20 protein-coding genes and 1 tRNA gene are annotated in these 26,176 nt (G+C 71.1%); 6 read left to right on the forward strand and 15 right to left on the reverse strand.

Annotated elements, in window-relative coordinates; all coding sequences use genetic code 11:
- Window position 1: 1 nt before the first annotated feature.
- From BUE29_RS03055 to argS, 11 genes are all read right to left on the reverse strand, one after another.
- Entirely contained in the window at window positions 2-988 is a 987-nt protein-coding gene (locus tag BUE29_RS03055; RefSeq protein WP_234971321.1) for a carbohydrate ABC transporter permease, read from the reverse strand.
- Window positions 985-2,277, reverse strand: a complete 1,293-nt coding sequence (locus tag BUE29_RS03060; protein WP_073385737.1) for an extracellular solute-binding protein — start codon at window positions 2,275-2,277, stop codon at window positions 985-987. Before BUE29_RS03060 ends, BUE29_RS03055 begins: the two co-directional genes overlap by 4 nt.
- Window positions 2,278-2,423: 146 nt before the next feature.
- On the reverse strand, window positions 2,424-3,512 hold the full coding sequence (gene galK, locus BUE29_RS03065; protein WP_234971322.1) for a galactokinase: 1,089 nt from the start codon (window positions 3,510-3,512) through the stop codon (window positions 2,424-2,426).
- A 14-nt stretch (window positions 3,513-3,526) separates the two neighbouring features.
- Window positions 3,527-4,603 carry a galactose-1-phosphate uridylyltransferase gene (gene galT, locus BUE29_RS03070; protein WP_073385742.1) on the reverse strand — a complete coding sequence of 359 codons (1,077 nt, stop codon included), beginning with the start codon at window positions 4,601-4,603 and terminating at the stop codon, window positions 3,527-3,529.
- 96 nt (window positions 4,604-4,699) lie between these two features.
- Window positions 4,700-5,821 carry an ABC transporter ATP-binding protein gene (locus BUE29_RS03075; protein ID WP_073385745.1) on the reverse strand — a complete coding sequence of 374 codons (1,122 nt, stop codon included), beginning with the start codon at window positions 5,819-5,821 and terminating at the stop codon, window positions 4,700-4,702.
- Window positions 5,822-6,065: 244 nt separating this feature from the next.
- A complete protein-coding gene (rho, locus tag BUE29_RS03080) occupies window positions 6,066-8,318 on the reverse strand; it encodes a transcription termination factor Rho (RefSeq protein ID WP_084180640.1) in 2,253 nt (750 codons plus the stop codon).
- 344 nt (window positions 8,319-8,662) lie between these two features.
- The gene (gene thrB, locus BUE29_RS03085; protein ID WP_073385748.1) at window positions 8,663-9,577 is read right to left on the reverse strand and encodes a homoserine kinase; all 915 of its coding nucleotides are present in this window, start codon (window positions 9,575-9,577) and stop codon (window positions 8,663-8,665) included.
- A complete protein-coding gene (gene thrC / locus BUE29_RS03090) occupies window positions 9,574-10,635 on the reverse strand; it encodes a threonine synthase (protein WP_073385751.1) in 1,062 nt (353 codons plus the stop codon). The genes thrB and thrC overlap by 4 nt, the downstream gene beginning before the upstream one ends.
- 4 nt (window positions 10,636-10,639) lie before the next feature.
- Window positions 10,640-11,950: a homoserine dehydrogenase gene (locus BUE29_RS03095; protein WP_073385754.1), complete on the reverse strand. Its 1,311-nt coding sequence runs from the start codon at window positions 11,948-11,950 to the stop codon at window positions 10,640-10,642.
- Window positions 11,947-13,353: a diaminopimelate decarboxylase gene (gene lysA / locus BUE29_RS03100; RefSeq protein WP_073385757.1), complete on the reverse strand. Its 1,407-nt coding sequence runs from the start codon at window positions 13,351-13,353 to the stop codon at window positions 11,947-11,949. Before lysA ends, BUE29_RS03095 begins: the two co-directional genes overlap by 4 nt.
- A 16-nt stretch (window positions 13,354-13,369) precedes the next feature.
- A complete protein-coding gene (gene argS, locus BUE29_RS03105) occupies window positions 13,370-15,028 on the reverse strand; it encodes an arginine--tRNA ligase (RefSeq protein ID WP_073385760.1) in 1,659 nt (552 codons plus the stop codon).
- Between the two features lie 261 nt (window positions 15,029-15,289).
- On the opposite strand from argS, the gene BUE29_RS03110 reads away from it, so the two are divergent.
- The 6 genes from BUE29_RS03110 (at window position 15,290) to BUE29_RS03135 (ending at window position 20,986) form a co-directional block, all read left to right on the forward strand.
- Entirely contained in the window at window positions 15,290-16,150 is an 861-nt protein-coding gene (locus tag BUE29_RS03110; protein ID WP_073385763.1) for a thioredoxin-like domain-containing protein, read from the forward strand.
- 4 nt (window positions 16,151-16,154) lie between these two features.
- On the forward strand, window positions 16,155-16,823 hold the full coding sequence (locus tag BUE29_RS03115; RefSeq protein ID WP_073385766.1) for a DUF305 domain-containing protein: 669 nt from the start codon (window positions 16,155-16,157) through the stop codon (window positions 16,821-16,823).
- Between the two features lie 66 nt (window positions 16,824-16,889).
- Window positions 16,890-16,964: transfer RNA gene (locus tag BUE29_RS03120), tRNA-Arg, on the forward strand.
- A gap of 1,616 nt (window positions 16,965-18,580) precedes the next feature.
- Window positions 18,581-19,342 carry an ArsR/SmtB family transcription factor gene (locus tag BUE29_RS03125; protein ID WP_073385769.1) on the forward strand — a complete coding sequence of 254 codons (762 nt, stop codon included), beginning with the start codon at window positions 18,581-18,583 and terminating at the stop codon, window positions 19,340-19,342.
- Complete coding sequence (locus BUE29_RS03130; RefSeq protein ID WP_073385773.1) at window positions 19,339-19,728, forward strand: VOC family protein; 390 nt, start codon at window positions 19,339-19,341, stop codon at window positions 19,726-19,728. Before BUE29_RS03125 ends, BUE29_RS03130 begins: the two co-directional genes overlap by 4 nt.
- A 244-nt stretch (window positions 19,729-19,972) precedes the next feature.
- The gene (locus tag BUE29_RS03135; RefSeq protein WP_200800009.1) at window positions 19,973-20,986 is read left to right on the forward strand and encodes a LacI family DNA-binding transcriptional regulator; all 1,014 of its coding nucleotides are present in this window, start codon (window positions 19,973-19,975) and stop codon (window positions 20,984-20,986) included.
- Here the strand turns inward: BUE29_RS03135 and BUE29_RS03140 are convergent.
- The 4 genes from BUE29_RS03140 to BUE29_RS03155 all read right to left on the reverse strand — a co-directional run bounded on the left by BUE29_RS03140 (window position 20,983) and on the right by BUE29_RS03155 (window position 25,876).
- Entirely contained in the window at window positions 20,983-22,032 is a 1,050-nt protein-coding gene (locus BUE29_RS03140) for an ABC transporter permease (protein WP_073385777.1), read from the reverse strand. The genes BUE29_RS03135 and BUE29_RS03140 overlap by 4 nt on opposite strands.
- Complete coding sequence (locus BUE29_RS03145) at window positions 22,029-23,075, reverse strand: ABC transporter permease (protein WP_084180641.1); 1,047 nt, start codon at window positions 23,073-23,075, stop codon at window positions 22,029-22,031. Before BUE29_RS03145 ends, BUE29_RS03140 begins: the two co-directional genes overlap by 4 nt.
- Window positions 23,072-24,640: a sugar ABC transporter ATP-binding protein gene (locus BUE29_RS03150; protein ID WP_073385780.1), complete on the reverse strand. Its 1,569-nt coding sequence runs from the start codon at window positions 24,638-24,640 to the stop codon at window positions 23,072-23,074. The genes BUE29_RS03145 and BUE29_RS03150 overlap by 4 nt, the downstream gene beginning before the upstream one ends.
- A 111-nt stretch (window positions 24,641-24,751) precedes the next feature.
- Window positions 24,752-25,876 (reverse strand): substrate-binding domain-containing protein, encoded by a 1,125-nt coding sequence (locus BUE29_RS03155; RefSeq protein WP_200800010.1) that lies wholly within the window; start codon window positions 25,874-25,876, stop codon window positions 24,752-24,754.
- Window positions 25,877-26,176: the final 300 nt, after the last annotated feature.

Below are 26,176 nucleotides of genomic sequence, written 5' to 3' on the forward strand. Positions count from 1 at the left end.
CTCAGCCCCCCACACGCGACAGGTCGGTCTTGAACAGCTTGATGAAGATCGTGCTGATGAGGACGACGAGGGCGAAGAGCAGGATCGAGACCGCGGAGCCGAGGCCGATCTGGCTGCGGGTGATGGTCTGGTCGTAGGCCAGCACCGCGATCGAAGTCGTGTTCTGCGACCCGTTCGTCATGATGAAGATGTTGTCGAAGATGCGGAACGAGTCCAGGGCGCGGAACAGCAGCGCCACCAGGATCGCCGCCTTCATCGACGGCAGGGTGACCCGGACCAGGCGTTCCCAGAACGTCGCGCCGTCGACCTCGGCGGCCTCCTGCAGCTCCCCCGGCACCTGGGCCAGGCCGGCGAGCAGGAGCAGCGACATGAACGGCGTCGTCTTCCAGATCTCCGAGATCATGATCGCGATCAGCGACGACCAGTGGCCGCCGTACCAGTCGTAGCTCGCGTCGAAGTGCCAGCCACCGAAGGTGATCCAACCGGTGAAGTCGTGCAGCCATTGGCTGATGAAGCCGGTGTCCGGGGCGAACGCGTACTTGAACCCGTACGCCGACACCACGGTGATGATCGAGTACGGGATGAGCACGATGGTGCGCAGCGTGCGCCGCGGAAGGATGATCCTGTTCATCACCATGGCGAGGGCCATGCCGAGCACGAACTCGATGGTCACCGTGACGACCATGACCAGCGTGCTGATCCAGACCGCCTTCCACCACGTGGTGTCGGCCAGGATCACGCCGTAGTTCTTCAGGAACACGAACGTGCGGCTGTCCGGCTCGGTGAGCCGGTAGTTGAACAACGACAGGTACAGCGCATTCAGGATCGGGTACGCGACGACGATCATCATGGCGACGAACGCCGGGGCCACCAGCTTCCAGCCCAGGTTGCGCTCCTGCCGCGCCCGGTCGGAGAGCTTCTCCTTGCGCCGGTGGCGCGATTCCGGCGCCGGTGGGGGTGCCTCGGTCTTGTCCAGGGTGGCGGTCACAGCAGCTTCTCCCCCTTCAGCACCTGCAGGATGAAGGTCTCGGCGTCCTTTGGCGTCGAACTGTTCACCGACTGCGGCGGACTGAACGACTGCTGCAGCGCCGTCGAGAGGTCGCCGTAGTACTGTGACTTCGGACGGGCCGCGGCGCGGTTCAACGACTCGCGGATCAGAGCGGCCATCGGATAGTTCTTCTTGACGTCCGCGTTCGAGTAGGCCGTCTCGTTCGCCGGCGGGTTGCTCGACGACAGGAAGTACTTGGCCTGGTTCTCGGCGGTCCGGATGCACCTGATCGCGTCCCAGGCCGCGTCCTGGTTCGCGGCGTACTTGCTCACGCCCAGCTCGATGCCACCGAACGGCGGCCGGCTCTGCTTCGTCGCCACCGTCCGGGGGTAGTACGTCCAGCCCACCTGGTCGCGGAACTTGACGCCGTCGGTCTTCATCGCGCCCCATACGTAGGGCCAGATCGTCATGAACATGCTCGAGCTGGGGTTCTCGAACAGCTTGAGCGCCGCGTCCTCGTTGGTCGAGGACAGTGCCGGCCCACCGACCTTGGCCGCGGCGAGCTTGCTGATGACGGCCGCGGCCTCGCGCCCCGCCGTGGTGTCCAGGCCCAACTTGGTCTGCTTGGCGTCCGCGCCGGGGTTGTCGAGTATCTGCCCGCCGGCGCCGGCGACCAGCGCGTTGATCCACACCGTGTAGCCCTCGTACAGGCTCGCCTGGACGCCGATGTCGCGCCGCTGGGATTTCGCGGCCGCGATGACGTCGTCCCACGTCTCGGTGCCGTTCTTCAGCTTCGCCGCCAGCCCGGGGACCTTGGACACCAGGTCCTTGCGGTACCAGAGCAGCTGCGTGTTCGCCCAGAACGGTGCGGCGACCAGCTTGCCCTTCCAGGTGGACGCCTCGACCGAGGGCTTGACGATGTCCTGCGTGAACGTGCTGCGGTACTGCTCGGGCACGTCGGCGAGGAACCCCGCGTCCGCGAACTCGGCCACGAACACCGGGTCCAGGCTCATGAACCCGATCGACGGGTCCTTCGCGGTCAACCGGCTGACGAGCTGCTGTCGCTGCGCGCTCGCGTCGCTCGGCAGCACCTGCGTCGCGATGCGGTACTTGCCGTTCGCCTGTGCCTGGCACTGCTTGGCGAGCGCCGTCTGCCCGCCGCTGTCGGGATTGAAGTACCAGGTGATGGTCGGCGTGCCGCCGGAGCCGCCGCCGCAGGCGCTGAGCACCGAGGCGGCGAGGATGGCGGTCACCCCCGCCCCGATCGTCTTGCGGAGGTTGCGTCTCATCCCGCACTGCCTTTCGTTCGCCGTGCATCGCGCCGACCGGCTCGCGGCGCCGCGCCGGCCACCCCCGGTGACCCACGCCACTCGCACCGTAGCGTCCATGTCCGATTCAGGACAACGCGATCCGTTCGTCCCGGGCCGGACACCCGTCAGACGCGTCGCGCGCCCGCCGACGGGACGGCGGTGAAGACCGCGGGCGCGGCGAGGCCGGCGGCGGCGAACGCGCGCTCGACCGCGGCCGTGACGTCGTCGCTGTCGCCGGCGTCGACGAGCGCGATGGCCGAGCCGCCGAAGCCGCCGCCGGTCATGCGGGCGCCGTGGGCCCCGGCACCGAGGGCGGCCTCGACCGCGACGTCCAGCTCGCGGCTCGACACCTCGTAGTCGTCGCGCAACGAGGCGTGCGACGCGCTGAGCAGCGGCCCGATCGCGGCGATCGGGCCGCCGTCGTCCAGCCGGGCGACGGTGTCGAGGACGCGCGCGTTCTCGGTGACGACGTGCCGCACCCGCCGGCGCAGCCGGTCGTCGTCGAGCCGCGCGAGCGCGGCGTCGAGATCGGTGACGTCGCGCAGCGCGGTCACGCCGAGCCGACGGGCCGCCTCGGCGCAGTCGGCGCGCCGGCGGGCGTACTCGCCGTCCACGAGCCGGTGCGGCGCCCGGGTGTCCACGACGAGCAGCGCGAGCCCCGCGGCGTCGAGGTCGAGCGGCACCTGCCGGCGCTCACCGGACCGGCAGTCGAGCAGCAGCGCCGCCCCCGCCTCGCAGAGCAGGGACGCGCTCTGGTCGAGCGCGCCGGTGGGGACGCCGACGAAGTCGTTCTCGCAGCTGCGGGTGACCTCGATCAACGTCTCGCGCGCGAGACCGAGGTCGAGATGGTCGTTCAACGCCGTCGCGACCGCGCACTCCAGCGCGGCCGACGACGACAGGCCCGCGCCGTAGGGCACGTCGCCGTCCAGTGCGATCTCCACGGCGGGGACGTCCGACCCGCGACCGCGCAACGCCCACACCACGCCGGCGACGTAGGCCGCCCAGCCCTCGACGGCACCCGGCTCGAGCTTGGCGAGCGGTATCTCGACCGGCTCGTCCTCCGCGGTGCTGCGGGCGAGCAGGGCATCGCCCGTTCGGTCGGTGACGGCGGCGGTGACCCCGACCGGCAGGGCGATCGGCAGCACGAAGCCGTCGTTGTAGTCGGTGTGCTCGCCGATGACGTTGACGCGTCCCGGCGCGCGCCAGCGCGTCAAGTGCTCGTCCCCGCTCACAGCTCGCGCAGCCGGGCGGCGACGGACTCGGGGGTCACGTCGTTGACGAACACGCCCATGCCGGACTCCGAGCCGGCGAGGTACTTCAACTTCCCGGGGGCTCGTCGGATCGAGAACAGCTCCAGATGCGTGTAGGCGAGGTCGCGCCCCGTGTGCACGGGCGCCTGGTTCCACGCGGCGATGTAGGGCATCGCGACGTCGTAGAGCGCGTCGACGCGACGCAGCACGTCGAGGTAGAGGGTGGCGAAGTCGTCGCGCTCGGCGTCGGTGGCCTCGCCGAGGTCGGCGAACCGGCGGTGCGGGTACAGGTGCACCTCGACCGGCCAGCGCGCCGCCGCGGGCACGAAGGCCGTCCACGTGCCGTTCGTGGCGATCACCCGCGTGCCGGCGTCGCGCTCGGCGGCGAGGACGTCGGCGAACAGGTTGCCGCCGGTGCGCTCGTGGTGGCCGCGGGCGCGATCGAGCATCCGGCCGGTGCGCGGCGTGACGAACGGGTAGCCGTAGAGCTGCCCGTGCGGATGGCTCAACGTCACGCCGATCTCGATGCCCCGGTTCTCGAACGCGAACACCTGCTCGACGCCGTCGAGGGCACCGAGCGCGGCGGTCCGCTCGGCCCAGACGTCGACGACCAGGCGGACCCGTTCCGCCGACAGGTCCCCGAAGCTCGCGTCGTGGTCGTCGGAGAAGCAGACGACCTCGCAGCGACCGACCCCGGGGCGCCGCTCGAACAGCGGCTCCCCGTCGACGAGCGGCGCGACGTCGGCGACGTCCTGCGCCAGCGAGGGGAAGCGGTTCTCGAAGACCGCGACCTCGTAGCGCGGGGCCGGGATCTCGGTGGCGCGCTCGGCGGTGCTCGGGCACAGCGGGCACTGGTCGGCCGGCGGCTGGAAGGTGCGGTCCTGACGGTGCGACGCCTGCACCACCCACTCGCCGAGCAGCGGGTCGAAACGCGCCTCGGACGCGACGCGGATCGCCGGGAGGTCCCGCTGGTCGTGCTCGGGATGCGGGGTCGGGGCGGCGTCGTAGTAGCGCAGCTCGCGACCGTCGGCCAGCCTCGTCGACGTCACGTTCACCCCTCCAGCTTGCCGCCGACACGACGGTGCGGCGCACGCAGGGTCCGCGTGCGCCGCACCGTGACGCTCGGGCGGGACGAGACCCGCCGGCGAGGGTCAGCCCAGCCGCTCCCCCGTCTCCGGGTGGAACGCGTGCTCCTCGTTGGTGCGGGCGTCGACGGAGATGACCTCGCCGATGCGCGGTGGCACGCGGCCGTCGAAGCGCACGCAGTACGGCTTCGCGGCGTCGTCCTCCCCCTCGATCGAGCCGTAGACGTAGGCGTCGGCACCGAGCTCCTCGACGAGCTTGACCTCGATCTTGAGGCCACTGGCCTTGTTCTTCTCGAAGCCGTCGCCCGCGCCGTTGCTCACCTGGAAGGACTCCGGGCGCACCCCGAGCGTCACGCGGTCCAGTCCGGCCGTGCGGGCCGCGGCGGCGGCCTCGGGCTGCAACGGGAGCACGATGTTGCCGAGCTTGGCTCCGCCGTCGACGAGCGGGACGGTACGCAGGTTCATCGCCGGCGAACCGATGAAGCCGGCGACGAACGAGTTCGCCGGCCGGTCGTAGAGGTTGCGGGGCGTGTCGACCTGCTGCAGGAAGCCGCCCTCCTTGAGGATCGCGACCCGGTGCCCCATCGTCATGGCCTCGACCTGGTCGTGGGTGACGTAGAGCGTGGTGGTGCCGAGGCGCGCCTGCAGCGTCGCGATGTTGGAGCGGGTCTCGACCCGCAGCTTCGCGTCGAGGTTGGACAGCGGCTCGTCCATGAGGAACACCGCTGGCTCGCGCACGATGGCGCGTCCCATCGCCACGCGCTGCCGCTGGCCGCCGGACAGCGCCTTGGGCTTGCGGTCGAGGTACTCGGTGAGGTTGAGCAGCTTCGCCGCCTCGCGCACCTTCTGCTCGCGCTCGGTCTTGGAGACCCCGGAGAGCTTGAGGGCGAAGCCCATGTTCTCGCCCACGCTCATGTGCGGGTACAGCGCGTAGGACTGGAACACCATCGCGATGTCACGGTCCTTCGGCGGCTTGTGCGAGACGTCCACGCCGTCGATGAGGATGGAGCCCGACGAGACGTCCTCGAGCCCGGCGAGCATCCGGAGCGCGGTGGACTTGCCCGAACCGGACGGCCCGACGAGGACGACGAACTCGCCGTCCTTGATGTCGAGATCGAGCTCGACGACCGCGGGGTTGGGGTTCCCCGGGTAGTGGCACGTCGCCTTGTCGTAGCGAACCTCGGCCATGGGTGATCACTGCCCTTTCGCGCGACCGGAGTGTTCCCGCGCCGGGTACGGACGCCGGTCCACGGCGGCAGGCAGACCCCCGTGTCGACGTCTCACGGCATTCCCGGCATCGACGGTGGCCCGCTCCCCGGTCTTCAGGAGCGGCGACGGCAACGGGCATTGCGGACGGACAGTGACATGCAACACGTCCGCGGCCCCGCCGTCAACGATGCCGCCGTCGCGACACCGCCGGGTCGCCGCCGGATCACTCCTGGCCGGGGGTGGTCTTGGCGATGTTCATGAGGAACTCGATGTTGGTCCGCGTCTTGCGCAGCCGGTCGAGCAGCAGCTCGATGGCCTGCTGCGACTCGAGCGCGTGCAGCACCCGACGCAGCTTGATCGTGACCGCCAGCTCGTCGGGCGAGAGCAGGATCTCCTCCTTGCGGGTGGAGGACTGGTCGACGTCGACGGCCGGGAAGATGCGCTTGTCGGCGATCTTGCGGTCGAGCTTGAGTTCGGCGTTGCCGGTGCCCTTGTACTCCTCGAAGAAGACGTTGTCGCCGGCGGAACCGGTGTCGACGAGCGCGGTGGCGATGATGGTCAGCGAGCCGCCGTTCTCGATGTTGCGCGCGGCGCCCAGGAAGCGCTTGGGCTGGTACAGCGCGGTCGAGTCGACGCCGCCGGACAGGATGCGTCCGCTCGCCGGCGCGGCCAGGTTGTAGGCGCGGCCCAGCCGGGTGATCGAGTCGAGCAGGACGACGACGTCGTGACCCATCTCGACGAGCCGCTTCGCGCGCTCGATCGAGAGCTCGGCCACCATGGTGTGGTCGTGCGGACGCCGGTCGAAGGTCGAGGCGATGACCTCGCCCTTCACCGAGCGCTGCATGTCGGTGACCTCTTCGGGCCGCTCGTCGATGAGCACCACCATGAGGTGGACCTCGGGGTTGTTGGTGGTGATCGCGTTGGCGATGGACTGCAGCACCATCGTCTTGCCCGCCTTGGGCGGCGAGACGATCAGCGCCCGCTGCCCCTTGCCGATCGGCATGACGAGGTCGATGACGCGGGTGGTGAGGATGTGCGGATCGGTCTCGAGCCGCAGTCGCTCCTGCGGGTAGAGCGGGGTCAGCTTGGTGAACTCGACGCGGTTGCGCACCGCGTCGGACTGGGTTCCGTTGACGGAGTCGACCCGCACCAGCGGGTTGTACTTCTCCTTGCGCTCACCGTCGCGGGGCTGCCGGACGGCACCGGTGACGGCGTCGCCGCGCCGCAGACCGTGCTTGCGCACGAGCGAGGTGGAGACGAAGACGTCCTCGGGCGTGGCGAAGTAGCCGCCGACGCGGACGAACCAGGTGTTCTTCTCCTCGACGGCGTCCACGATGCCCGCGACCGGTACGAGGACGTCGTCGTCGGTGATCGTCGGCTCGGCCTCGCCGCCGGTGCCGCCCTGCCGGTCGCGGTTGCGGCCACGGCGGTCGCGGTAACGCCGCCCGCGGCGACGACTCCCGTCGCCGTCGTCGTCGTCGCGGTTGTCGGTGCGGGTGTCGGTGCGGTTCTCGCCGCGGTTGTCGTTCCGGTTCTCGCCGCGGTTCTCGGTGCGGTTGTCGCCGCGGTTCCCGCCGCCCTGCCCGTCGTGGCCGGCCTGCTGCCTGCCCTGCTGGCCACGCTGCTGGTTGTCGCGCGGCTGCTGGTTGTCGCGCGGCTGCTGATTGTCGCGCGGCTGCTGGTTGTCGCGCGGCTGCTGGTTGTCGCGCGGCTGCTGATCGTCGCGGACGCGGTTCTGGTCACGACCCTGGTCTCGCTTGCGCGGGTCGCCGTCGTGCCGGTCACTGTCGTGCCGGTCGTTGTCGGCGCGGGAAGCACCGGCCCCTGCCTCGGACACGGCGTCGGCCGCCGCGGCGGGCTCGGCCTCGCCCCGCTGCCGGGTGCGCCGGCGCTCGCCGCCCCCGTCCTGGGGGCGGCCGTCGGCGGACCGGTCGTGCCGGTCGGCCGGCTCGCTGCCGGGCTGCGCGCTCGACGACGCCGGCGCGTCGGCGCCGGGAGCCGTGGCGGCGTTCGCGGGCGGTGCGGCCGGAGCGCTGCTGTCGGCCGCGACCGGGGCCTGGGCCGGCGCGGTGGCGCGGCGGCGACTGCGAGTCGGCGCGGCCGCGGCGCTCGAGGCGCTCGAGGCGTCCGACTCGGGCGCCGTGCTCGACTCGGGAGCGGCGCCCCCGGTCGAGCTGCCGCCGCCGCTGGAGCCGCTGGAGCCGCTGGAGCCGGAGCCGGTCGAGCCACCGGAACCGCCGTCCGTGGCGCCGCTACGGGCCGCCTGGATCGCGGCGACGAGGTCGCTCTTCTTCTTCTTGGTCGTGCTGAGGCCGAGGCTGCCGGCCAGCTGCTGCAGTTCGGGCAGCAGCATCGACGACAGCGAGCCTCGCTTGGCCGCCGGGCGCGACGCGCCCGACCGGCCGGCAGCCGCGTCCGACGCGGACGAGTTCGACTCGTCGGCGCCGGGCAGGGTCTGCTGCTGGGTGTCGGTCACTGATTCGGATCCTTCCGAGGGTGGTCGGCGCGCCCGGGGAGCTTTCGCGGCGCAGGCGCAGCGCGACCGGTACGACGGAGCCAGGCCGGTTCCGGCCGGTTCCGAGATTCCCGGACCAGGCCCGGGAGTATGTGGCAACGTCAGGCTGACTCGAGATCTCGAACCGGGGGCGCCCGTGCGGGCAGCTGACCGGGCCGAGCCCGTACGAGGAGGCTGCCAGCCGGATGTTTCGTCGGCTCTGGCGCCTGACGCACCGAGCCTAGACGCTCGCCCTGACCCCAGCAACACCGGGGCGATCCGGCGTGTTCCGGTCCGGTCCGGGCGGTTCGCCGGCCGCTGCGCGCCTACCGGGGCGGGTCGAGGATCCGGGCGCCGGCGACGTCCACCGCCGGCGCGCTCACGGCCCAGCCGATGGGCGCGGCGCCGCGAACACGCTCGGCCTCGACCTCACCTCGAGCCAGGACCAGGACGGTCGGTCCGGCCCCGGAGACGACGGCGGGGTGGCCGAGCACCCGCAGATCGGCGACGAGCCGGAGCGCCTCGGGCATGGCGGGCTCGCGGTACGCCTGGTGCAGCCGGTCCGCCGTGGCGTCGAAGAGGGCCTGCGGCGTCCCGGTCAGCGCGGCGACCAGCAGCGCGGCACGGCCGGCCGTGAACGCGGCGTCGGCATGCGGCACCGTCGGGGGCAGCAGCCCCCGCGCCCGTTCGGTGGAGGCGGTGAACGGGGGGACGAGCACGACCGGCACCACGGCCGGGTCAAGGTCGCGCCGGACCGCGCGCGCCGCCCCGTCGACGGTCCAGGCGATGGTGAGGCCGCCCAGCAGGCAGGGGGCGACGTTGTCGGGATGGCCCTCGAACTCGCTGGCCAGCGCGAGCACGGCGGCGTCGTCCAGCCGCAGCCGGCCGTCGCGGACCAGACCCCGGGCGAGCAGGATCCCGGCGACGATCGCCGCGGCCGACGAGCCGAGCCCCCGCCCGTGCGGGATCCGGTTGCGACACTGCAGCGCGAGCCCCGGCGGCGTCTCGCCCAGCTCGGCGAACGCCGCCCGCATGGCCCGCAGCACGAGGTGCGTCTCGTCGCGGGCGACCTGCTCGCCGCCCTCGCCGTCGACCTGGATGTCCAGTCCGCCCTCGGTGACGCGCGCGGTGACCTCGTCGTGCAGCGCCAGCGCGAGCCCGAGCGCGTCGAAACCGGGGCCGAGGTTGGCGCTCGTGGCCGGGACACGAACGCGGACGGGAGCGTCGGCGGACACCGTCACGCGAGGCCGAGCGACACCGCGGCCGCGTGACCGTCGACCGGCACCGTAATCGGCTTGGGAGCCCCGGAGATGGCCCAGTCGGGATCCTTCAGGCCGTTGCCCGTGACCGTGCACACCACCCGCGAGCCGCGCGGCAGCCGGCCGTCGGCGACGGTCATGAGCAGCCCGGCGACGCTGGCGGCCGACGCCGGTTCGACGAAGACCGCCTCGCTGCGGGCGATCAGCCGGTACGCCTCGAGGATCTGCTTGTCGGTGACGGCGTCGATCAGCCCACCGGACTCGTCGCGCGCCGCCTCGGCCCGCGACCACGACGCCGGGTTGCCGATGCGGATCGCGGTGGCGATCGTGGTCGGCCGCGCGACCGGCGCGCCCATGACGATCGGCGCGGCGCCCGCGGCCTGGAACCCGAACATCCGCGGCGCGGCATCGACCACGCCGGTGTCGGCGTACTCGCGGTACCCGAGCCAGTACGCCGTGATGTTGCCGGCGTTGCCCACCGGGATGCAGTGGACGTCGGGTGCGCCGCCGAGCACGTCGCAGATCTCGAACGACGCCGTCTTCTGCCCCTGGATGCGGTAGGCGTTGACGGAGTTGACGAGCGAGACCGGGTAGTCGACGGCGAGCTTCTGCGCGAGCTCGAGGCAGTCGTCGAAGTTGCCGTCGACCTGCAGCAGCTTGGCGCCGTGCACGAGCGCCTGCGCCAGCTTGCCGAGGGCGATCTTGCCCGACGGGACGAGCACGGCACACGTCATGCCGGCCCGGACGGCGTACGCGGCGGCACTGGCCGACGTGTTGCCGGTGGACGCGCAGATGACCGCCTGGGCGCCCTCCTCGGCCGCCTTGGAGATCGCCATCGTCATGCCGCGGTCCTTGAAGGAGCCGGTCGGATTCGCACCCTCGACCTTGAGGTACACCTCGCACCCGGTCTGCTCGGACAGCGCCCGCGCCGGGACGAGCGGAGTGTTGCCCTCGAAGAGCGTGACGACCGGCGTCGTCGCCGAGACCGGCAGCCGGTCGCGGTAGGCCTCGATGAGACCGGGCCACTGCGTGAGCGTCACGACGTCACTCCCCTGTCATTCCTTCGACCCGCATGACGCTGGCGGCGCGGCCGACGAGCGACATCGCGGCCAGCTTCTCGACGGTGCGACCGAGCGCGGCGTCGGTGGCGGCGTGCGTCACGAGCACCAGGGTCGCGGCGTCGCCCCGTCCCTCCTGACGGACGGTCTGGATGCTCACGCCCTCCTCGGCGAACGCGTTCGCGACCCCGGCGAGCACACCGGGCTGGTCGGCGACGTCGAGTGCCACGTGGTAGCGCGTCGTGACCTCGCCCATGGACCGGATGGGCAGCGCGGCGTAGGCGCTCTCGCCGGCGCCGCGGCTGCCGCTGACGCGATTGCGCGCCACCGCGACGAGGTCGCCGAGCACCGCGCTCGCCGTCGGCGCCCCACCGGCGCCGCGGCCGTAGAACATCAACGAGCCGGCGGCCTCGGCCTCGACGAAGACCGCGTTGAACGCGTCGCCGACGCCGGCGAGCGGGTGCCTGCGTGGGATCATCGCCGGGTGCGCGCGCACCGACACCGACTCGGTGCCGTCCGCGACGGTGGTGCGCTCGCAGATGGCGAGCAGCTTCACCGTGCAGTCCATCGCCTGCGCGCTGGCGACGTCGGCGGCGGTGACCTCGCCGATGCCCTCGCGGTGGACGTCGGACATCGTGACGCGGGTGTGGAACGCGAGCCCTGCGAGGATCGCCGCCTTGGCCGCGGCGTCGTACCCGTCGACGTCGGCGGTGGGGTCGGCCTCGGCGTACCCCAGCGAGGTGGCCTCGGCGAGGGCCTCGTCGAAACCGGCGCCGGTGGCGTCCATCCGCGACAGGATGAAGTTCGTGGTGCCGTTCACGATGCCCATCACCCGGGTGATGCGGTCGCCGGCGAGCGACTCGCGCAGCGGGCGCAGCAGCGGGATCGCGCCGGCCACCGCGGCCTCGTAGTACAGGTCGACGCCGTTGCGGGTGGCCGCGTCGTGCAGCGTCGCGCCGTCGTCGGCGAGCAGCGCCTTGTTGGCACTGACCACGCTCTTGCCCGACTCCAGCGCGGCGAGCAGCAGGCTGCGGACCGGCTCGATGCCGCCGACGACCTCGACCACGACGTCGACGTCGTCGCGACGCACGAGGGCCTCGGCGTCGGTGGTGAGCAGCTCGGCGGGGACCTCGGGATGGCGGGCCGGCCGACGCACGGCGACCCCGGCGAGCTCCAGCCGCGCGCCGACGCGCTGGGCCAGCTCGTCGGCCTGCTCGGCCAGCAGCCGGACGACCTCGGACCCGACGACGCCGCACCCGAGCAGCGCGACCTTGAGCACGCCGTCCGTCGTCGTCATCGCGCCACCCCGGTGTCGAGCCGCAGCAGGTCGTCCTCGGTCTCCCGGCGCACCAGGACCTGCGAACGGCCCTGGTCGACGCCGACGACCGGGGGCCGCGGCACGTGGTTGTAGTTGCTGGCCATGCTGCGGCAGTACGCGCCCGTGGCGGCCACCGCCACGAGGTCGCCGGGTCGCACGTCGCCGGGCAGCCAGGCGTCGCGGACGACGACGTCACCGCTCTCGCAGTGCTTGCCGACGACCCGGGTCAGCGCCGGCGGCGCGGCCGACGCGCGGTTGGCGAGCACGCAGGTGTAGTGCGCGTCGTAGAGGGCGGTACGGATGTTGTCGCTCATCCCGCCGTCGACCGAGACGTAGCGGCGGCGCTGACCGCCGTCGAGCGTCACGTCCTTGACCGTGCCCACCTCGTACACGGTGACGCCGCTGGGCCCGATGATCGCCCGCCCGGGCTCGACCGACAGCGTCGGCAGCCGCAGCCCGACCGACGCGCACTCGATCTCGACGATGCCGCTGAGCCGTTCCAGGGTCTGCTTCGGGGTCTCCGGGTCGTCGCCGGGGACGTAGGCGATGCCCAGGCCGCCGCCGAGGTTGATCTCCTCCACCTGGACGCCGTGCACGTCGCGGATGGTGGCGGCGAAGCTGATGACGCGGTGCGCCGCGACCTCGAAACCGGCCGTCTCGAAGATCTGCGAGCCGATGTGGGAGTGCAGCCCACCGAAGTGGAGCACGTCGGAGGCGATGACCGCGGCGACCGCCCGCGCGGCGGAGCCGTCGCGCAGCGAGAAGCCGAACTTCTGATCCTCGTGGGCGGTGGCGATGAACTCGTGCGTGTGCGCCTCGACGCCGACGGTGACGCGGACGAGCACCCGCTGCGTCACGCCTGCCGTGGCCGCGATCGCGATCAGCCGGTGGATCTCGTCGAAGGAGTCGACGATGACGTGGCCGACTCCGGCCTCGACGGCTCGACCCAGCTCGGCGCTCGACTTGTTGTTGCCGTGCAGGGCGATGCGCTCGGCCGGGAAGCCCGCGGCCAGGGCGACGGCAAGCTCGCCGCCGGTACAGACGTCGAGGCCGAGGCCCTCCTCGTCGACCCAGCGCGCCACCGCCGTGCACAGGAAGGCCTTGCCCGCGTAGTAGACGTCGATGCCCGGGAAGGCCTGCGTGTACGAGCGGGCGCGGGCACGCACGTCGGCCTCGTCGAGGAAGAGCGCCGGCGTGCCGTGCTCGAGCACGAGCGCGCTCACCGGTGCGCCGCCGAGGTGCAGCTCGCCGCCGACGCGGGTCGCCGACTCCGGCCAGATCGCCGGGTCGAGCGCGTTGACGTCACCGGGCTGCGAGCCGTGCGGCGCGTCGGGCAGCACGTCGCCGTGCCGGGGACCGGCAGGGTGCGCGTTCCTGCTCATGCGTCCACCACCGCCGTCACATCCGCTCCGGGGCGCCGACCCCGAGCAGCCCCAGCCCGTTGGCGAGCACGGTCGCCGCCGCCTCGTTGAGCCAGGCGCGGGTGCGGTTGCCGGGGGTGATCTCGGCGTCGCCCTTCGGCGTCACCCGACACTCGTCGGTGTCGTACCAGCGGTGGTACACGCCGGCGAGGTTCTCGAGATAGTGCGCGACCCGGTGCGGGGCGCGCAGCTCGGCGGCCTTGGTGACCGCGCGCGGGAACTCGCCCAGCGCCGTCAGCAACGCGGCGTCCGCGGCGTGGTCGAGCGTGTCGGGCTCGAACACGTCCAGGCCGATCCCGTACGACGCGGCGTTCCGCGCGACGTTGCGGGTGCGGGCGTGCGCGTACTGCACGTAGTAGACGGGGTTGTCGTTGGTGCGCTTGGCCCAGGCGTCGAGGTCGAGGTCGATCGACTGGTCGACCGAGTAGCGCACCAGGGCGTAACGGGCCGCGTCGGGCCCGACCGCGTCGACCAGGTCGGCGAGCACGATCGTCGTCCCGGCCCGCTTGCTCATCTTCAGCGGCTGCCCGTCCTTGACCAGGTTGACGAGCTGGCCGATGAGGATCTCGAGCGTCTGGTCCGGGTCGTCGCCGAAGCAGGTGGCCATCGCCCGCAGCCGACCGATGTAGCCGTGGTGATCGGCGCCGAGCATGATCACGACCTTGTCGAAGCCGCGGTCCCGCTTGTCCAGGTAGTAGGCGACGTCACCGGCGAAGTACGTCCACTCGCCGTCGCTGCGGACGAGGACGCGGTCCTTGTCGTCGCCGTGGTCGGTCGTGCGCAGCCAGGTGGCGCCGTCCTGCTCGTAGACGTTGCCCTGTTCGCGCAGCCGGTCCACCGCGAGCTGCAGACCGCCGCGGGCGTGCAGGTCACGCTCGTTGAAGTAGACGTCGAAGTCGACGCCGAAGCCGGCCAGCGACGACTTGATCTCCGCGAACATGCGCTCGACGCCGTCGCGGCGGAACACCTCGGTCTGCTCGTCCGGCGGCAGGTCGAGCACGCCGGGGTTCGCGGCGGCGACGTCGGCGGCGATCTCGTCGATGTACGCCCCCGCGTAGCCGTCCTCGGGGACGGGCCGACCGTTCGCCACCTCCCGCAGCGTGCGGGCGAATCGCTCGATCTGGCTGCCGGCGTCGTTGAAGTAGTACTCCCGCGCCACGCTGGCGCCGGCGGCCTGCAGCACCCGCGCGAGCGCGTCGCCCACCGCGGCCCACCGGACGGCGCCGATGTGGATCGGCCCGGTGGGGTTCGCCGAGACGAACTCGAGGTTGAGGTGCTGTCCCGCGAATTCGGTGCTCGCGCCGTACCCGGCACCGGCGCCCACGATCTGCCGGGCGAGCTCGCCGAGCGCGTCGGCGGCCAGCGTGAGGTTGAGGAAGCCAGGACCCGCGACGTCGACCTTCGCGATGCCCTCCACGTCGCGCAGCCGGGCGGCCAGTACGTCGGCGACCTCGCGCGGCGGCCGGCCGGCCGGCTTGGCGAGGCGCAGGGCCACGTTGGTGGCGTAGTCGCCGTGCTCGGGGTTCTTCGGACGCTCGATCACGACCTCGTCGGGGACGGTGCCGGCGAGTTCGCCCGCCTCCACGGCGGCGGTCACCGCGGCGCGCACGGCCGCGGCGAGGTCGGCTGGGGTCACCGGACAATCCTAGGGTGGCCGGGCTCGTCGTTTCGCACCGCGTGGCACGCCCGTGTCGGCGCGGACACCGGGTCGAAGGTCACGGGACGTCCCCGGCCGAAGGTCCGTACCCGGCGCCCGGCCCCCGCCCGTAGCGTCGGCCGCGGGTTGATCACGCTGAAGCGCGACTGTGCGCACCGCATGCTCATCAGGCAGCGACCTACACTGAGCGGCCGGTGCCGCCCTCACAGGGCGCTGACGCGATGACGAGAAGGCAGGCTCATGGCCCAGCGCAAGTCCACCCCCTCGGGCAAGTCCGGACGCGGCAGCGGGGCGTCGCGCCCCGGGGGCAAGCCGGGGACCAAGCCGGCGGGCAAGACCGCGGGGCGCTCGTCGAGCGCGACCCGCACCACGGCACCGGTCGGCCGGCCACCGGCCCGCAAGAAGCCGAAGTCGATCGTCAACCAGAAGCAGACGCCGTGGGGGCTGATCGCCACTACCGCCGCGGTCGTCGTCTTCGCCGCCGCGGTCATCATCGTCGTCATCGCCACCCGGCCGTCGGACTCCGGCTCCGGGGACACCGACACCGCGTCGAAGGGCGGCCAGACGGTCAAGTCCTCCGACCCGTACCGCCGCGCCGAGCTGCCGGCCGCCGCCGCGATCAAGGGCGTCGTGTACCGCGTCCAGGCCGAGCACACCCACACCGACGGCACCGTCAAGTACGACACCACTCCCCCGACCGGCGGCAAGCACAACCAGTACTGGGCCGACTGCTCGGGCACCGTCTACTCCAAGGCGATCGCCAACGAGAACGCCGTGCACATGCTCGAGCACGGCGCCATCTGGGTCACCTACAACGCCGACAAGGTCAAGGGTGCGCAGCTGACCAAGCTGAAGTCCTACGTCTCGGGCGTCGACCGGATCGCGATGTCGCCCTACCCGGGGCTCGACTCGGCGATCTCGCTGCAGGCGTGGGGCTACCAGCTGAAGGTCTCGAGCGCCTCGGATCCCCGCATCGCCAAGTTCATCTCCGTACTCAAGAACAACAAGAGCACCACGCCCGAGTACGGCGTCTCCTGCTCGAACCCCGACTTCAAGGAGAAGCCGAGCACGTTCGGGCACCCCACCGACCCATTGAGCTGATCCCATGAGCGAGACCGCCCCCGCCCCCGCGACGCCCACCCGGCTGCGCACCGTCCTGATCGTCGTCATCGCGATCGCCGCCCTGGTGATCGCCGCCGGCGGCGGCTGGCTGCTGCGAGGCGGCGACGACGACGACAATGCAAAGGCCACCGGGCCGACGGCGGTCGACCTCGGATTCACCCAGGACATGATCACGCACCACGTCCAGGCCGTGACCATGGCCGGCGTCGAGCGTGACCGCACCGCCAGCAAGTCGCTGCACAGCCTCGCCTTCGACATCGAGACGAGCCAGCAGTTCCAAGTGGGCGAGATGTCCGGGTGGCTGGACGGCTGGGACGAGGGCCGCAACAACGCGCACCCCATGGCGTGGATGGGTCACGAACACATGGTCATGAGCGCCAGCGGCCTCATGCCGGGCATGGCCACCCCGGCCCAGCTCGACAAGCTCGTCCGCGTCAGGGGCACCGAGCTCGACAAGCTCTTCCTGCAGCTGATGATCCGCCATCACCAGGGTGCGCTGCCGATGGCGCGCTACGCGCTGGCGCACGGCAACTCCGGTTACGTCCGCGACCTCGCGCAGTCGGTCATCAGCTCGCAGTCGACCGAGATCGTGCAGATGGAGCAGCAGCTGCGGGCGCTCGGCGGCCGGCCGCTCCCCCCGCCGCAGTCGTGAGCGACCGGCCGGTCAGCGGCGTATCCGCGCGCTGATAGGCTGATCCGGCTCGCTCGCGAGCAGTCGGCCCCCGTAGCTCAGGGGATAGAGCACCGCCCTCCGGAGGCGGGAGCGCAGGTTCGAATCCTGCCGGGGGCACCACGTGAAGGGCCCGCACTGCCGGCCCTCGACGGCGACGAGCACGATGCGCACGACGTGATTCGTCGACCGTGGACGCAGTGCGCGCGCCCGCACCACGTCCGGACCGCATCGACGACTCCCCACCGCCATCGGCCGGAGGCCGTTCGGACTGCGGTCGATGTCCGCAGGTGTCGCCGCAGGTCTCTCGTGTCGAGGCCGCAGGTGAACGCCTGCTCGGGGCCAGGGCGGCCCGGGACGCTGACTGTTTCAGCCCCACGGGCCTACGCACGCGACCGGCCCGGGCCGGTCGCATCCGCATTGCCATGGTGCCCCGTCCCGCGCGACGAACGATCATGACGCGCCAGGGGACGAAAGGGGCGCTTCGGTGGCAGGATTGCCGGCTTCCGGCCAGGATGGACGCTGCCGGGACCGGCTGCTCAACCAGAAGCGCACGGGTGCGACACCGATCCCGGATGTGACCGTCGGGGTGCCCGCACCGCCGCCGCGAGTGACGAGCTCGTGAACCGGGTCGACCGGGGCCCAGTCTGGATCGGCGAAGGCCCCTGCCTCCACGCCGCGACCGACAAGACCGCGACGCTGGTCACCAGCAGCTGACCATCCACGCCAGCAGCGTGGAGGAGAACCTGCGCATCGCACCGACCTTCCGCGACGTCATCGGCCAGGCCAAGGGCATCCTGATGGAGCGCTACAAGATCGGCGGCGGCCGACGCGTTCGACCTGCTGCTGTCCTCCTCGCAGCACACACAACGCACACCGCAGCACGTGGCCGAGCACCTCACCGTCACCGGAGAACTCCCCCGCGACTGAGGGCCTAACGCCGGACATCGGGAAGCCACCGCACGAGGCGGGTCGTCCGCGGCATCACCGAAAGCGCTATGTGACCGAGGAAACATGGGCCGTAGGTCCCTCATGTCGCCATTGCATTGCACACAACGTAACTGCTGGGTCATGCTGATTCGACGCAGTCGACCATGGCTGCCGGCGTCACATGCAGACCCGGTGAACCCCCGCCTCCGGGCCCCGCAGCTCCACCGACGCGAACCCGTCGATGCGCTCGGCTCCGGCGAACCCCCGCCACCGGCTCCGAGCACTCGACAGCAGGAGTGGCTTCGCCCGTACCCGGTCACCCCACGACCGGGTACGGCGAAGCGCTTCGCGCCCGCGACCTGCGCGGAGACCCGCCCTCTTGCGATCATCTCCCCGGCGCATCCCGGAGCGACCCGGGGGGGTGGCACACCACGCCGCAACCCAGGGGCGGGGCCGCTACCGGCTGGTCCGGGTTCCGTCGTCAGCTGCTCGCCGCTGACGACGCTTCCCTCGGGCAACTCGGCCGTCCCCCGCAGGTCGGTCGACCACCGGACCGAGGTTGTTCTCGAGCTCGGACGCCCCCACGTTCGCGCCATCAACGAAAACCGGCCTTCCCTGGCCGTCCACTCGTGTCCGCTTGTAAGCGTAGGCCCGTCTTATTGCGCACAAAACACTTCTGGCACACGAACTACACATCGCACGCACAGCCACGCACCGGCCGACCCCGAACACGACACCACTTCCTCAGGGGCACGGCACGCCCGCGGGCAGCCTTGACAGGAAACCAGATGGTTTCCTATGGTCTCGTCGTGGAACCGGTGTTCAAGGCGCTCGCCGACGGCACTCGCCGCGCGCTGCTCGACGACCTGTTCCAGCACGACGGGCAGACCCTGGTCAGCCTGGCCGGCCGATTCGAGATGACCCGGGTCGCGGTCGCCAAGCACCTGCGCCTGCTCGAGGAAGCCGGCTTGGTCGTCTCGCGGCGTCGGGGACGGGAGAAGTTGCACTACCTGAACCCCGTTCCCATCCGGCTCGTCCACGACCGGTGGGTGACCAAGTACACCGAGGCCTGGGCGGGTGGCCTCGTCGATCTCCAACGCGACCTGGAGGCGGGCATGGAGAAGGTGTTCGAGATCTACATCCGCACGACCCCCGAGCGGCTGTGGCAGGCGATCGTCGACCCGGACGTGCGCGCCCGGTACCAGTTCGGGGCACGCGTCGAGTCCGGGTGGACGCCCGGGTCGAGCTATCGGGTGGAACACCCCGGGGCGGCGGATGCACTCGTCGAAGGCGAGAACATCGAGGTCGAACCCCCGCGACGGCTGGTGCAGACCTATCACGCGATCTGGGACGACACCATCGCCGCCGAGGGCACGAGCCGCGTGACGTGGGAGATCGAACCCGTCGACGACACCTGTCGGCTCACCGTCACGCACGACGAGTTGCGCGAGAACGTCGACCCGCATCTGTACGGCGGCTGGCCGATGATGCTGTCCGGCCTCAAGACGTGGCTCGAGACCGGTGCGGAGCTGACCACGCCCGGCTCCATCAAGTACGGCAGCTCCCGATGACCCCCGCCGCCACGCCGACGGTCATCACCGGTGTCCGCGCGATCAGCATCCCGGTCGAGAACCAGGATGCCGCCCTGCGCTTCTACGTCGACACGATCGGCTTCACCGTCCGCCGCGACGACCCCACCCCGGGCGGTGGCCGATGGATCGAGCTGGCACCCGGCCGGACCGATGACCCCGTCGTCACCCTCGAGATCGCCGCCGCCGACATCGTTCGCGGCGCCATCGGCATCCGATTCACCGCCGACGACGCGCAGGCCGCCCACGCAGCACTCACGGCCGCGGGCGTCGACACCGACGACATCCTGCGCTGGCCGGGCGTGCCCGCCATGTTCGCCTTCCGCGACCCCGACGGCAACGCCTTCTCCGTCACCGAGACGGCCTGACCGGCCCAGGCCCGCCCCCGCGAACCGGAGCCGGACCGGCCGCGCAGTCGACGCGGACAGTACTGGCCCCGGGCAGACATCCTGAGCCAAACTGTGATCGATAACAGACAGCCAGGTCGCACAACACGGCGAAGAACGGTGTCGCCACAGGATTTCCATAATCCTTGCGCTGTGCGCGACGTTGACGCTTTACCTCTTCTGTTATCGCTATCAGGCTCGTCGGGCAGGCCGCTATCCTGACGCGGTGACTTCTCGGCCGCCTGCCCTGCAGGACGTCGCGACGCGTGCCGGTGTGTCCGCACAGACGGTGTCGCGGGTCCTCAACGAGCACCCGCATGTGTCCGCCTCGACGCGGGCCGCGGTGAAGCAGGCCATCAGCGACCTCGGGTACCGGCGCAACATGTCGGCGCGAATGCTGGCGACCGGCCGCAGCAATGTCATCGGCGTGATCGCGCCGAGCTCGCTGCTGTACGGCCCGTCCTCGATGGTCGACGGGCTCAGCCGAGCAGCCCGCGCGGCGTCGATGTCGTTCTCGGTCGACCACCTCGTCGAGTTCGACGAGGCCGCGGTGAGCGAGTCGATCGACAGGCTGCTGAGCCACGGCGTGGCTGGGCTGCTCGCGGTGCTGCCGCTGGATTCCGCCGTCGCGACGGCCGCCACGCTACTGCCCGGCGGGACCCCGCTGGTGACGGTCGACGGTCAGCCGGACGGCGGCGCCGGATCGGTGGGCGTCGACCAGTACGGCGGCGCCGTCATCGCGACCGAGCACCTGCTCGCGACCGGGCACGACACCGTGTGGCACGTGGCCGGGCCGGCGGACTGGAACGACAGCCGGGCTCGCGAGGCCGGCTGGCGCGACACGCTGCTCGGTCGCGGCCTCGAACTGCCACCGGTCAGCCGGGGCGACTGGTCGCCGGCGTCCGGGTACGAGGCGGGTCGCATGTTGGCGCGCATACCCGACTGCACCGCGATCTTCGCGGCCAACGATCACATGGCCCTCGGTGTGGCGCGAGCGCTGCAGGAGCACGGCCGTCGTGTTCCCGAGGACGTCCGTCTCGTGGGTTTCGACGACGTCCCCGAGTCGGCGTTCTATGCACCGCCGCTGACGACCATCCACCAGGACTTCGCCGCCGTCGGCCGCGCCGGACTCGAACTGCTGATCGAACAGATCGAGACGCCGGGCGCAGCCGCGCGGTCTGTGCTGATACCGGCGACGCTCGTGACGCGAGCATCGAGTGCGGGCGAGCAGACCCGCTAGGTACCGGGTGGCGCGACACGGCGGCTGATGGTCGCCTGCACGACCACCACCACGAGCAGGAACGCGCCCGAGACCACCTGCTGCACGTAGGAATTCAGGTTGGCACCCTGGACGATCAGGTTCTGGATCACGAACAGCAGGCTGATACCGGCGAGCGAGCCCAGGATCGAGCCCACGCCACCGGCCAGCAACGTCCCGCCGATGACCACGGCGGCGATCGCCTGCAACTCGTAGGAGTCGCCGATGCGTGCTTCCTGTCCGCCGCCGCTCTGCGCGGTGGTGAGGATGCCGGCGATGCCCGCACAGAGCCCGCTGATGACGTAGACGAGGGTCGTCGCGCGGCGGACCGGCAGACCCATCAGCTCGGCCGCGGGGGTGTTGCCACCGATGGCCTGGATGTTCTGACCGAAGGCGGTCCGGTTCAGCACCAGCCAGCCGACTCCGAACACCGCGAGCGCGATCCAGACCGGCGTGCCGATCGTCGCGAGCGCGCCGGTCCCCAGCGCCTCGAACGCCTTGGACCCCGGCACCCGTGGCACCGAGTTGCCCTCGTCGGTGATGAAGAAGACGATCCCGCGCACGCCGCCGAGCCCCGCCAGCGTGACGATGAAGGCAGGCAGTCTCGTGTACGCGACGATCACCCCTTGGACGACACCGACGAATGCGCAGGACAGCAGGGGGACGAGGATCGCGGCCGCCGAGCCGTAGATCGAGTACTGGGCGCTGAGGATCACGGCGAGCGCGTAGGTCGAGCCCACCGAGAGGTCGATGCCGCCGCTGATGATCACGAAGGTCATGCCGGCGGAGATGATGGCGAGGAACGAAGCCGCGAGCGCGACGTTGCGGAAATTGTCGGCAGATCCGAACGTGGGCACGATCAGCAGGCCGAGCACGACCACGAGCGCCAGTGCCACCACGGCGCCGTTGCGCAGGAGCAGCGAGGTGACGTTGCGTCCCCGCGCGATCGCCGCCTCGCGGCCGCCGTTCTCGGCCGGTGCCGTCACCGGGCCGGTGTCGTCGAGTCTCACCACTGGGGTGTCGGTCATCGGTTCCTCCAGGGACGCTGCACCAGCACCGCGGCGACGATGATGAGGGCCTCGACCACGCGGGCCACCGAGTCCCGGATGCCGTGCGAGACCAACGTGTTCTCGAGAAGCTGGATGAGCACGGCGCCGGCCATGGTTCCGAGGACGCGGACCCGGCCACCGGTGAGCAGCGTGCCCCCGATGACGACGGCGGTGATGGCCGTGAGCTCGATGTTGATGCCGACGTAGGACGGATCAGCAGCGCGGATGCGCGCGGTGCTGATGACGCCGGCGATGCCCGCGAGCAGGCCCGAGATGGCGTACACCGTGACGAGGGTGCGGCGCACCGGCACACCGGCCAGTCGGCTGGCGCGCAGGTTTCCGCCCACGGCCAGCAGGCGGTAGCCGAACGCGGTGCGGTGCAACAGCACCGCGGCCAGCACCGCGAGGACGACAGCGAGCCAGAAGATGTCGGGCATCGTCAGGAACTTGGCATCGCGGATCGTGCCGAAGAACGGGGGGAACAGCTCGACCAGCGCGCCACCGGTGATGACGAGGGCCAGGCCGCGGCCGCCGACCAGCATCGCCAGCGTCGCCACGATCGGCTGCACACGCCCGACGGCGACGACCGCACCGTTGACCGCCCCGACCACGACCGCGAGAACGAGCGCGACGACGATCGCCACCCCGATCGGCAGGCCGAACCCGTCGTCGCCGAAGGCTTTCGCCGTCATGGCGGCGGCGATCGCCATGACCGCGCCCACCGACAGATCGACCCCGCCGGTTCCGATCACGAGCGCCATGCCGAGCGAGACCATCGCCACCACCGAGGTCTGCACCGCCAGGAGCTGAATGGTCTCCAGCGTGAGGAAGTTGTTCGTCGCGACCACGTTGACGAGCACGAGTACCGCGAGCGCCACGTACACACCGCGGTCGCGCAGCCAGCCACCCCACGCACCGACGTCGGGACGGCCACGACGCCGGGCCGCCGGAACCGCCGGCGTCTCGGCGTCGGCGGCCGATGAGCCGAGCTCGTCGGCATGCTTGGTCAGGTCGGTCTTCATCGACAACCCTCCGCGACCGAGCTGGTGAGGCTGGGTGCGTCGTCCGCCGCGGCCCCCGCGATGGTGTCCATGATCCGGTCCTCCGTGATGTCCTCGCCGAACAGCGATGCGAGCTGGCTGCCGTCTCGGAGCACGACCACGGTGTCCGAGCCCTCGACGACCTCTTCGAGTTCGGAGCTGACGAGCACGACGGCCAGCCCCTTCTCGGCCAACTCGGCCACCAGGCCCTGGACCTCGGCCTTCGCGCCGACGTCGATGCCGCGGGTCGGCTCGTCCAGCAGCAGCACCTTGGGGTTCAGGCACAGCAGGCGGGCGAGCAGCACCTTCTGCTGATTACCGCCGGACAGCTCCGACACCTTCTGCCTCGGGCTCGCGGCCTTGATCCGCAGCCGCCGGATGTAGACGTCCACGATCTCGTCCAGCTTCGACCGGTTGACGAAACCGGCCCTGGTCAGTTGCGGCAGCGCCGCGAGACCGATGTTGTCGCGGATGGAGAGGTCGGGGATGATGCCGTCCGCCTTGCGGTCCTCGGGCAGGAAGGCGACCCCACGACGCAATCGCGAGGCAGGTGTCTGCCGTCGCGTGGGCCGCCCCGCGATGCTCACCGTGCCGGAATCCAGCGGCAGCGCGCCGAAGAGGGCACGGGCGGTCTCGGAACGACCGGAGCCGAGCAGGCCGGCGAGCCCCACGACCTCGCCCGGCCGCACCGCCAACGACACGTCGTCGAGCACCAGCCTGCGCCGCAGGTTGGCTGCCTCGAGCACCGGCGGCGCGTCGGCAACGGGGGCCCGGTCGGCGAGTCCGGTCAGCTTGCCGTCGTCGAGATCGGCGGCGTCGCGGCCGAGCATGCGCGAGATGAGCTGCCGTCTGCTGGTCTGCGCAGTGGCGCCGGTCCAGATGAGCCTGCCGTCACGCAGGACGGTGATGGTGTCGCACGCGCGGAACACCTCGTCCAGCTTGTGCGACACGTACACGACCGCGACGCCGTCGGCGCTGAGCAGCTGCACCACCGCGAGCAGCTTCTCGACCTCCCGCGGTTCCAGCGAGGACGTCGGCTCGTCCATGATGACGACCTTGGCCGACGTCGAGACCGCCCGCGCGATCGCCACCATCTGCTGGATGCCAAGACCGAGTTCGCCGAGGGGACGGCGCACGTCGACGGCGACGCCGAGCCGGTCGAGCTGCGCGGCCGACTCGCGGTTCATGCGACGCAGGTCGAGCATGCCGGCGCGGCTCAGCTCCCGGCCCAGGAAGAAGTTGCGGGCCACGGACAGCTGCGGGGCGAGGTGGACCTCCTGGTAGATGGTCGCGATGCCGGCCTGTTGCGCGGCCCGCGGCGATGAGAACTCCACTGGCTCGCCGGCCAGGCTCACCGATCCCGATTCCGGCACGTATACGCCGGTGGCCAGCTTGATCAGGGTGGACTTGCCGGCACCGTTCTCGCCGACGAGCGCGTGGACGGAACCGGGCATGAGGTCCAGCGACACATCACGCAGCGCGTGGACGCCGGCGAAGCTCTTGCTCAGCGCCCTTACCGACAGCGCCGGGGTCTCGGCCGATGTCATCGTCGGTGATCCTTTCGTCAGCGCTGCGGCGGCGCGTGGTCGGCGGGGTGTGCCGACCGGCGCCGGCCCGGGCCTCGTGGGCAGCCGGGCCGGCGGGTCAGCTCGTATCGATCAGTAGGCGGTGCCGGCCGACAGCGCCTGCTTGGCGTTGCTGCTGTCGTACTGGTTGTCGGTCGTGATGGTGACCGCCGGGGCCCCGTCACCGTTGACGTACGCCTCGAGCGCGGCTTGCGCGGCCGGGCCGAAGGCCGGGTTCGACTCGATGACCGCATCGAAGTTGCCGTCCACGATCGCCTGCACCGCACCCTTGGTGCCGTCGATCGAGACGATGTGCACCTTGTCCGTGCCCGCCTTGCCGGCATCCTCCAACGCCGCGAGCGCGCCGAGCCCCATCTCGTCGTTCTCGGCGTAGATGGCGTTCACCTCGGGGTGGGCACGCAGCAGCGTCTCGGTGACGCTCTGTCCCTTCTCCCGCGTGAAGTCGGCCGTCTGCTGGAAGACCACCTTGATACCGGTGGCGTTCTTCTTCTTGAGCTGGTCGAGGAAGCCGGCCGTGCGGTCGTCGGTCACGTTGACGCCCGAGGCGCCGAGCAGGATGGCGAGGTTGGCCTTGCCGCCGGTCGCCTTGATCATGGCGTCGGCCGCGCGGCGTCCTTGCTCGACGAAGTCCGATCCCAGCTGCGGGCCGACACTCTGGCAGCCCTTGACGCCGGTGATGTTGCGGTCGACCGGGATCATGGCGACCTTCTTGGACTTGGCGTACGAGATGGCGTCGCCCAGGCCGGTGGAGTTGATGGGCGAGAAGATGATGGCCTTCGCGCCCTTGTCGATCATGCCCTTGATGTCGCTGTTCTCCTGCTGGACGTTCGACTGGGCGTTGGTCGTGATGAGCTTCCAGCCGTTCTTCCTCGCCGTGGCGATCTGCGACTTCGTCGAGGCGATGCGGAACGGGTTGGCCTCCTTCTCCGACTGGGCCCAGCCGATGGTGTCCTTCGTGAAATCGATCTTGCCGATGCCGAGCGTCGACGCCTTGCAGATCGGGCCGTACTGCGCCGAGACGCCGGTCGGCTTGGCGTTCGTCAACAGCGCGGTGCCACCCGCCGCGACGATCGCGGCCGGCACCCCGTTCTGCTCCGCACCGAGGGACTGCTGCGCCGCAGTGGAACCCGACGGGCTCTTGCTGCCGCCGGCGCTGCTGCCCGAATCGCCGGTGTCGCCGGTGGTACAGCCGGTCACGAGGGCAACCGCGGCGAGGGCCGCGCACGCTGCCGAGGTATGACGCCTGTTCATCTGTGGTCCTCCGCGGTGAGTGGTCGCCGCCCCCGGGTGGGCGCCGAGGCGACGGTCCGACAAGTCGTCGGGCATTCGGTGAGCGATAACATCGCTGGCTTCTGGGCCGTTGTCAAGCATTGATTTCCCCGTCGTTACGGCTTCGGTACACGACGACCCCAGCTCCTCCGCCAAAGCCCGCAGCATCGGGCGATCATCGATGGGCGGCCGCGCGGGGGCGTTCTTGACATCGACCGGTTCTTGCCT

The organism is Jatrophihabitans endophyticus, assembly GCF_900129455.1.
GTDB classification, from domain to species: Bacteria; Actinomycetota; Actinomycetes; order Mycobacteriales; family Jatrophihabitantaceae; genus Jatrophihabitans; species Jatrophihabitans endophyticus.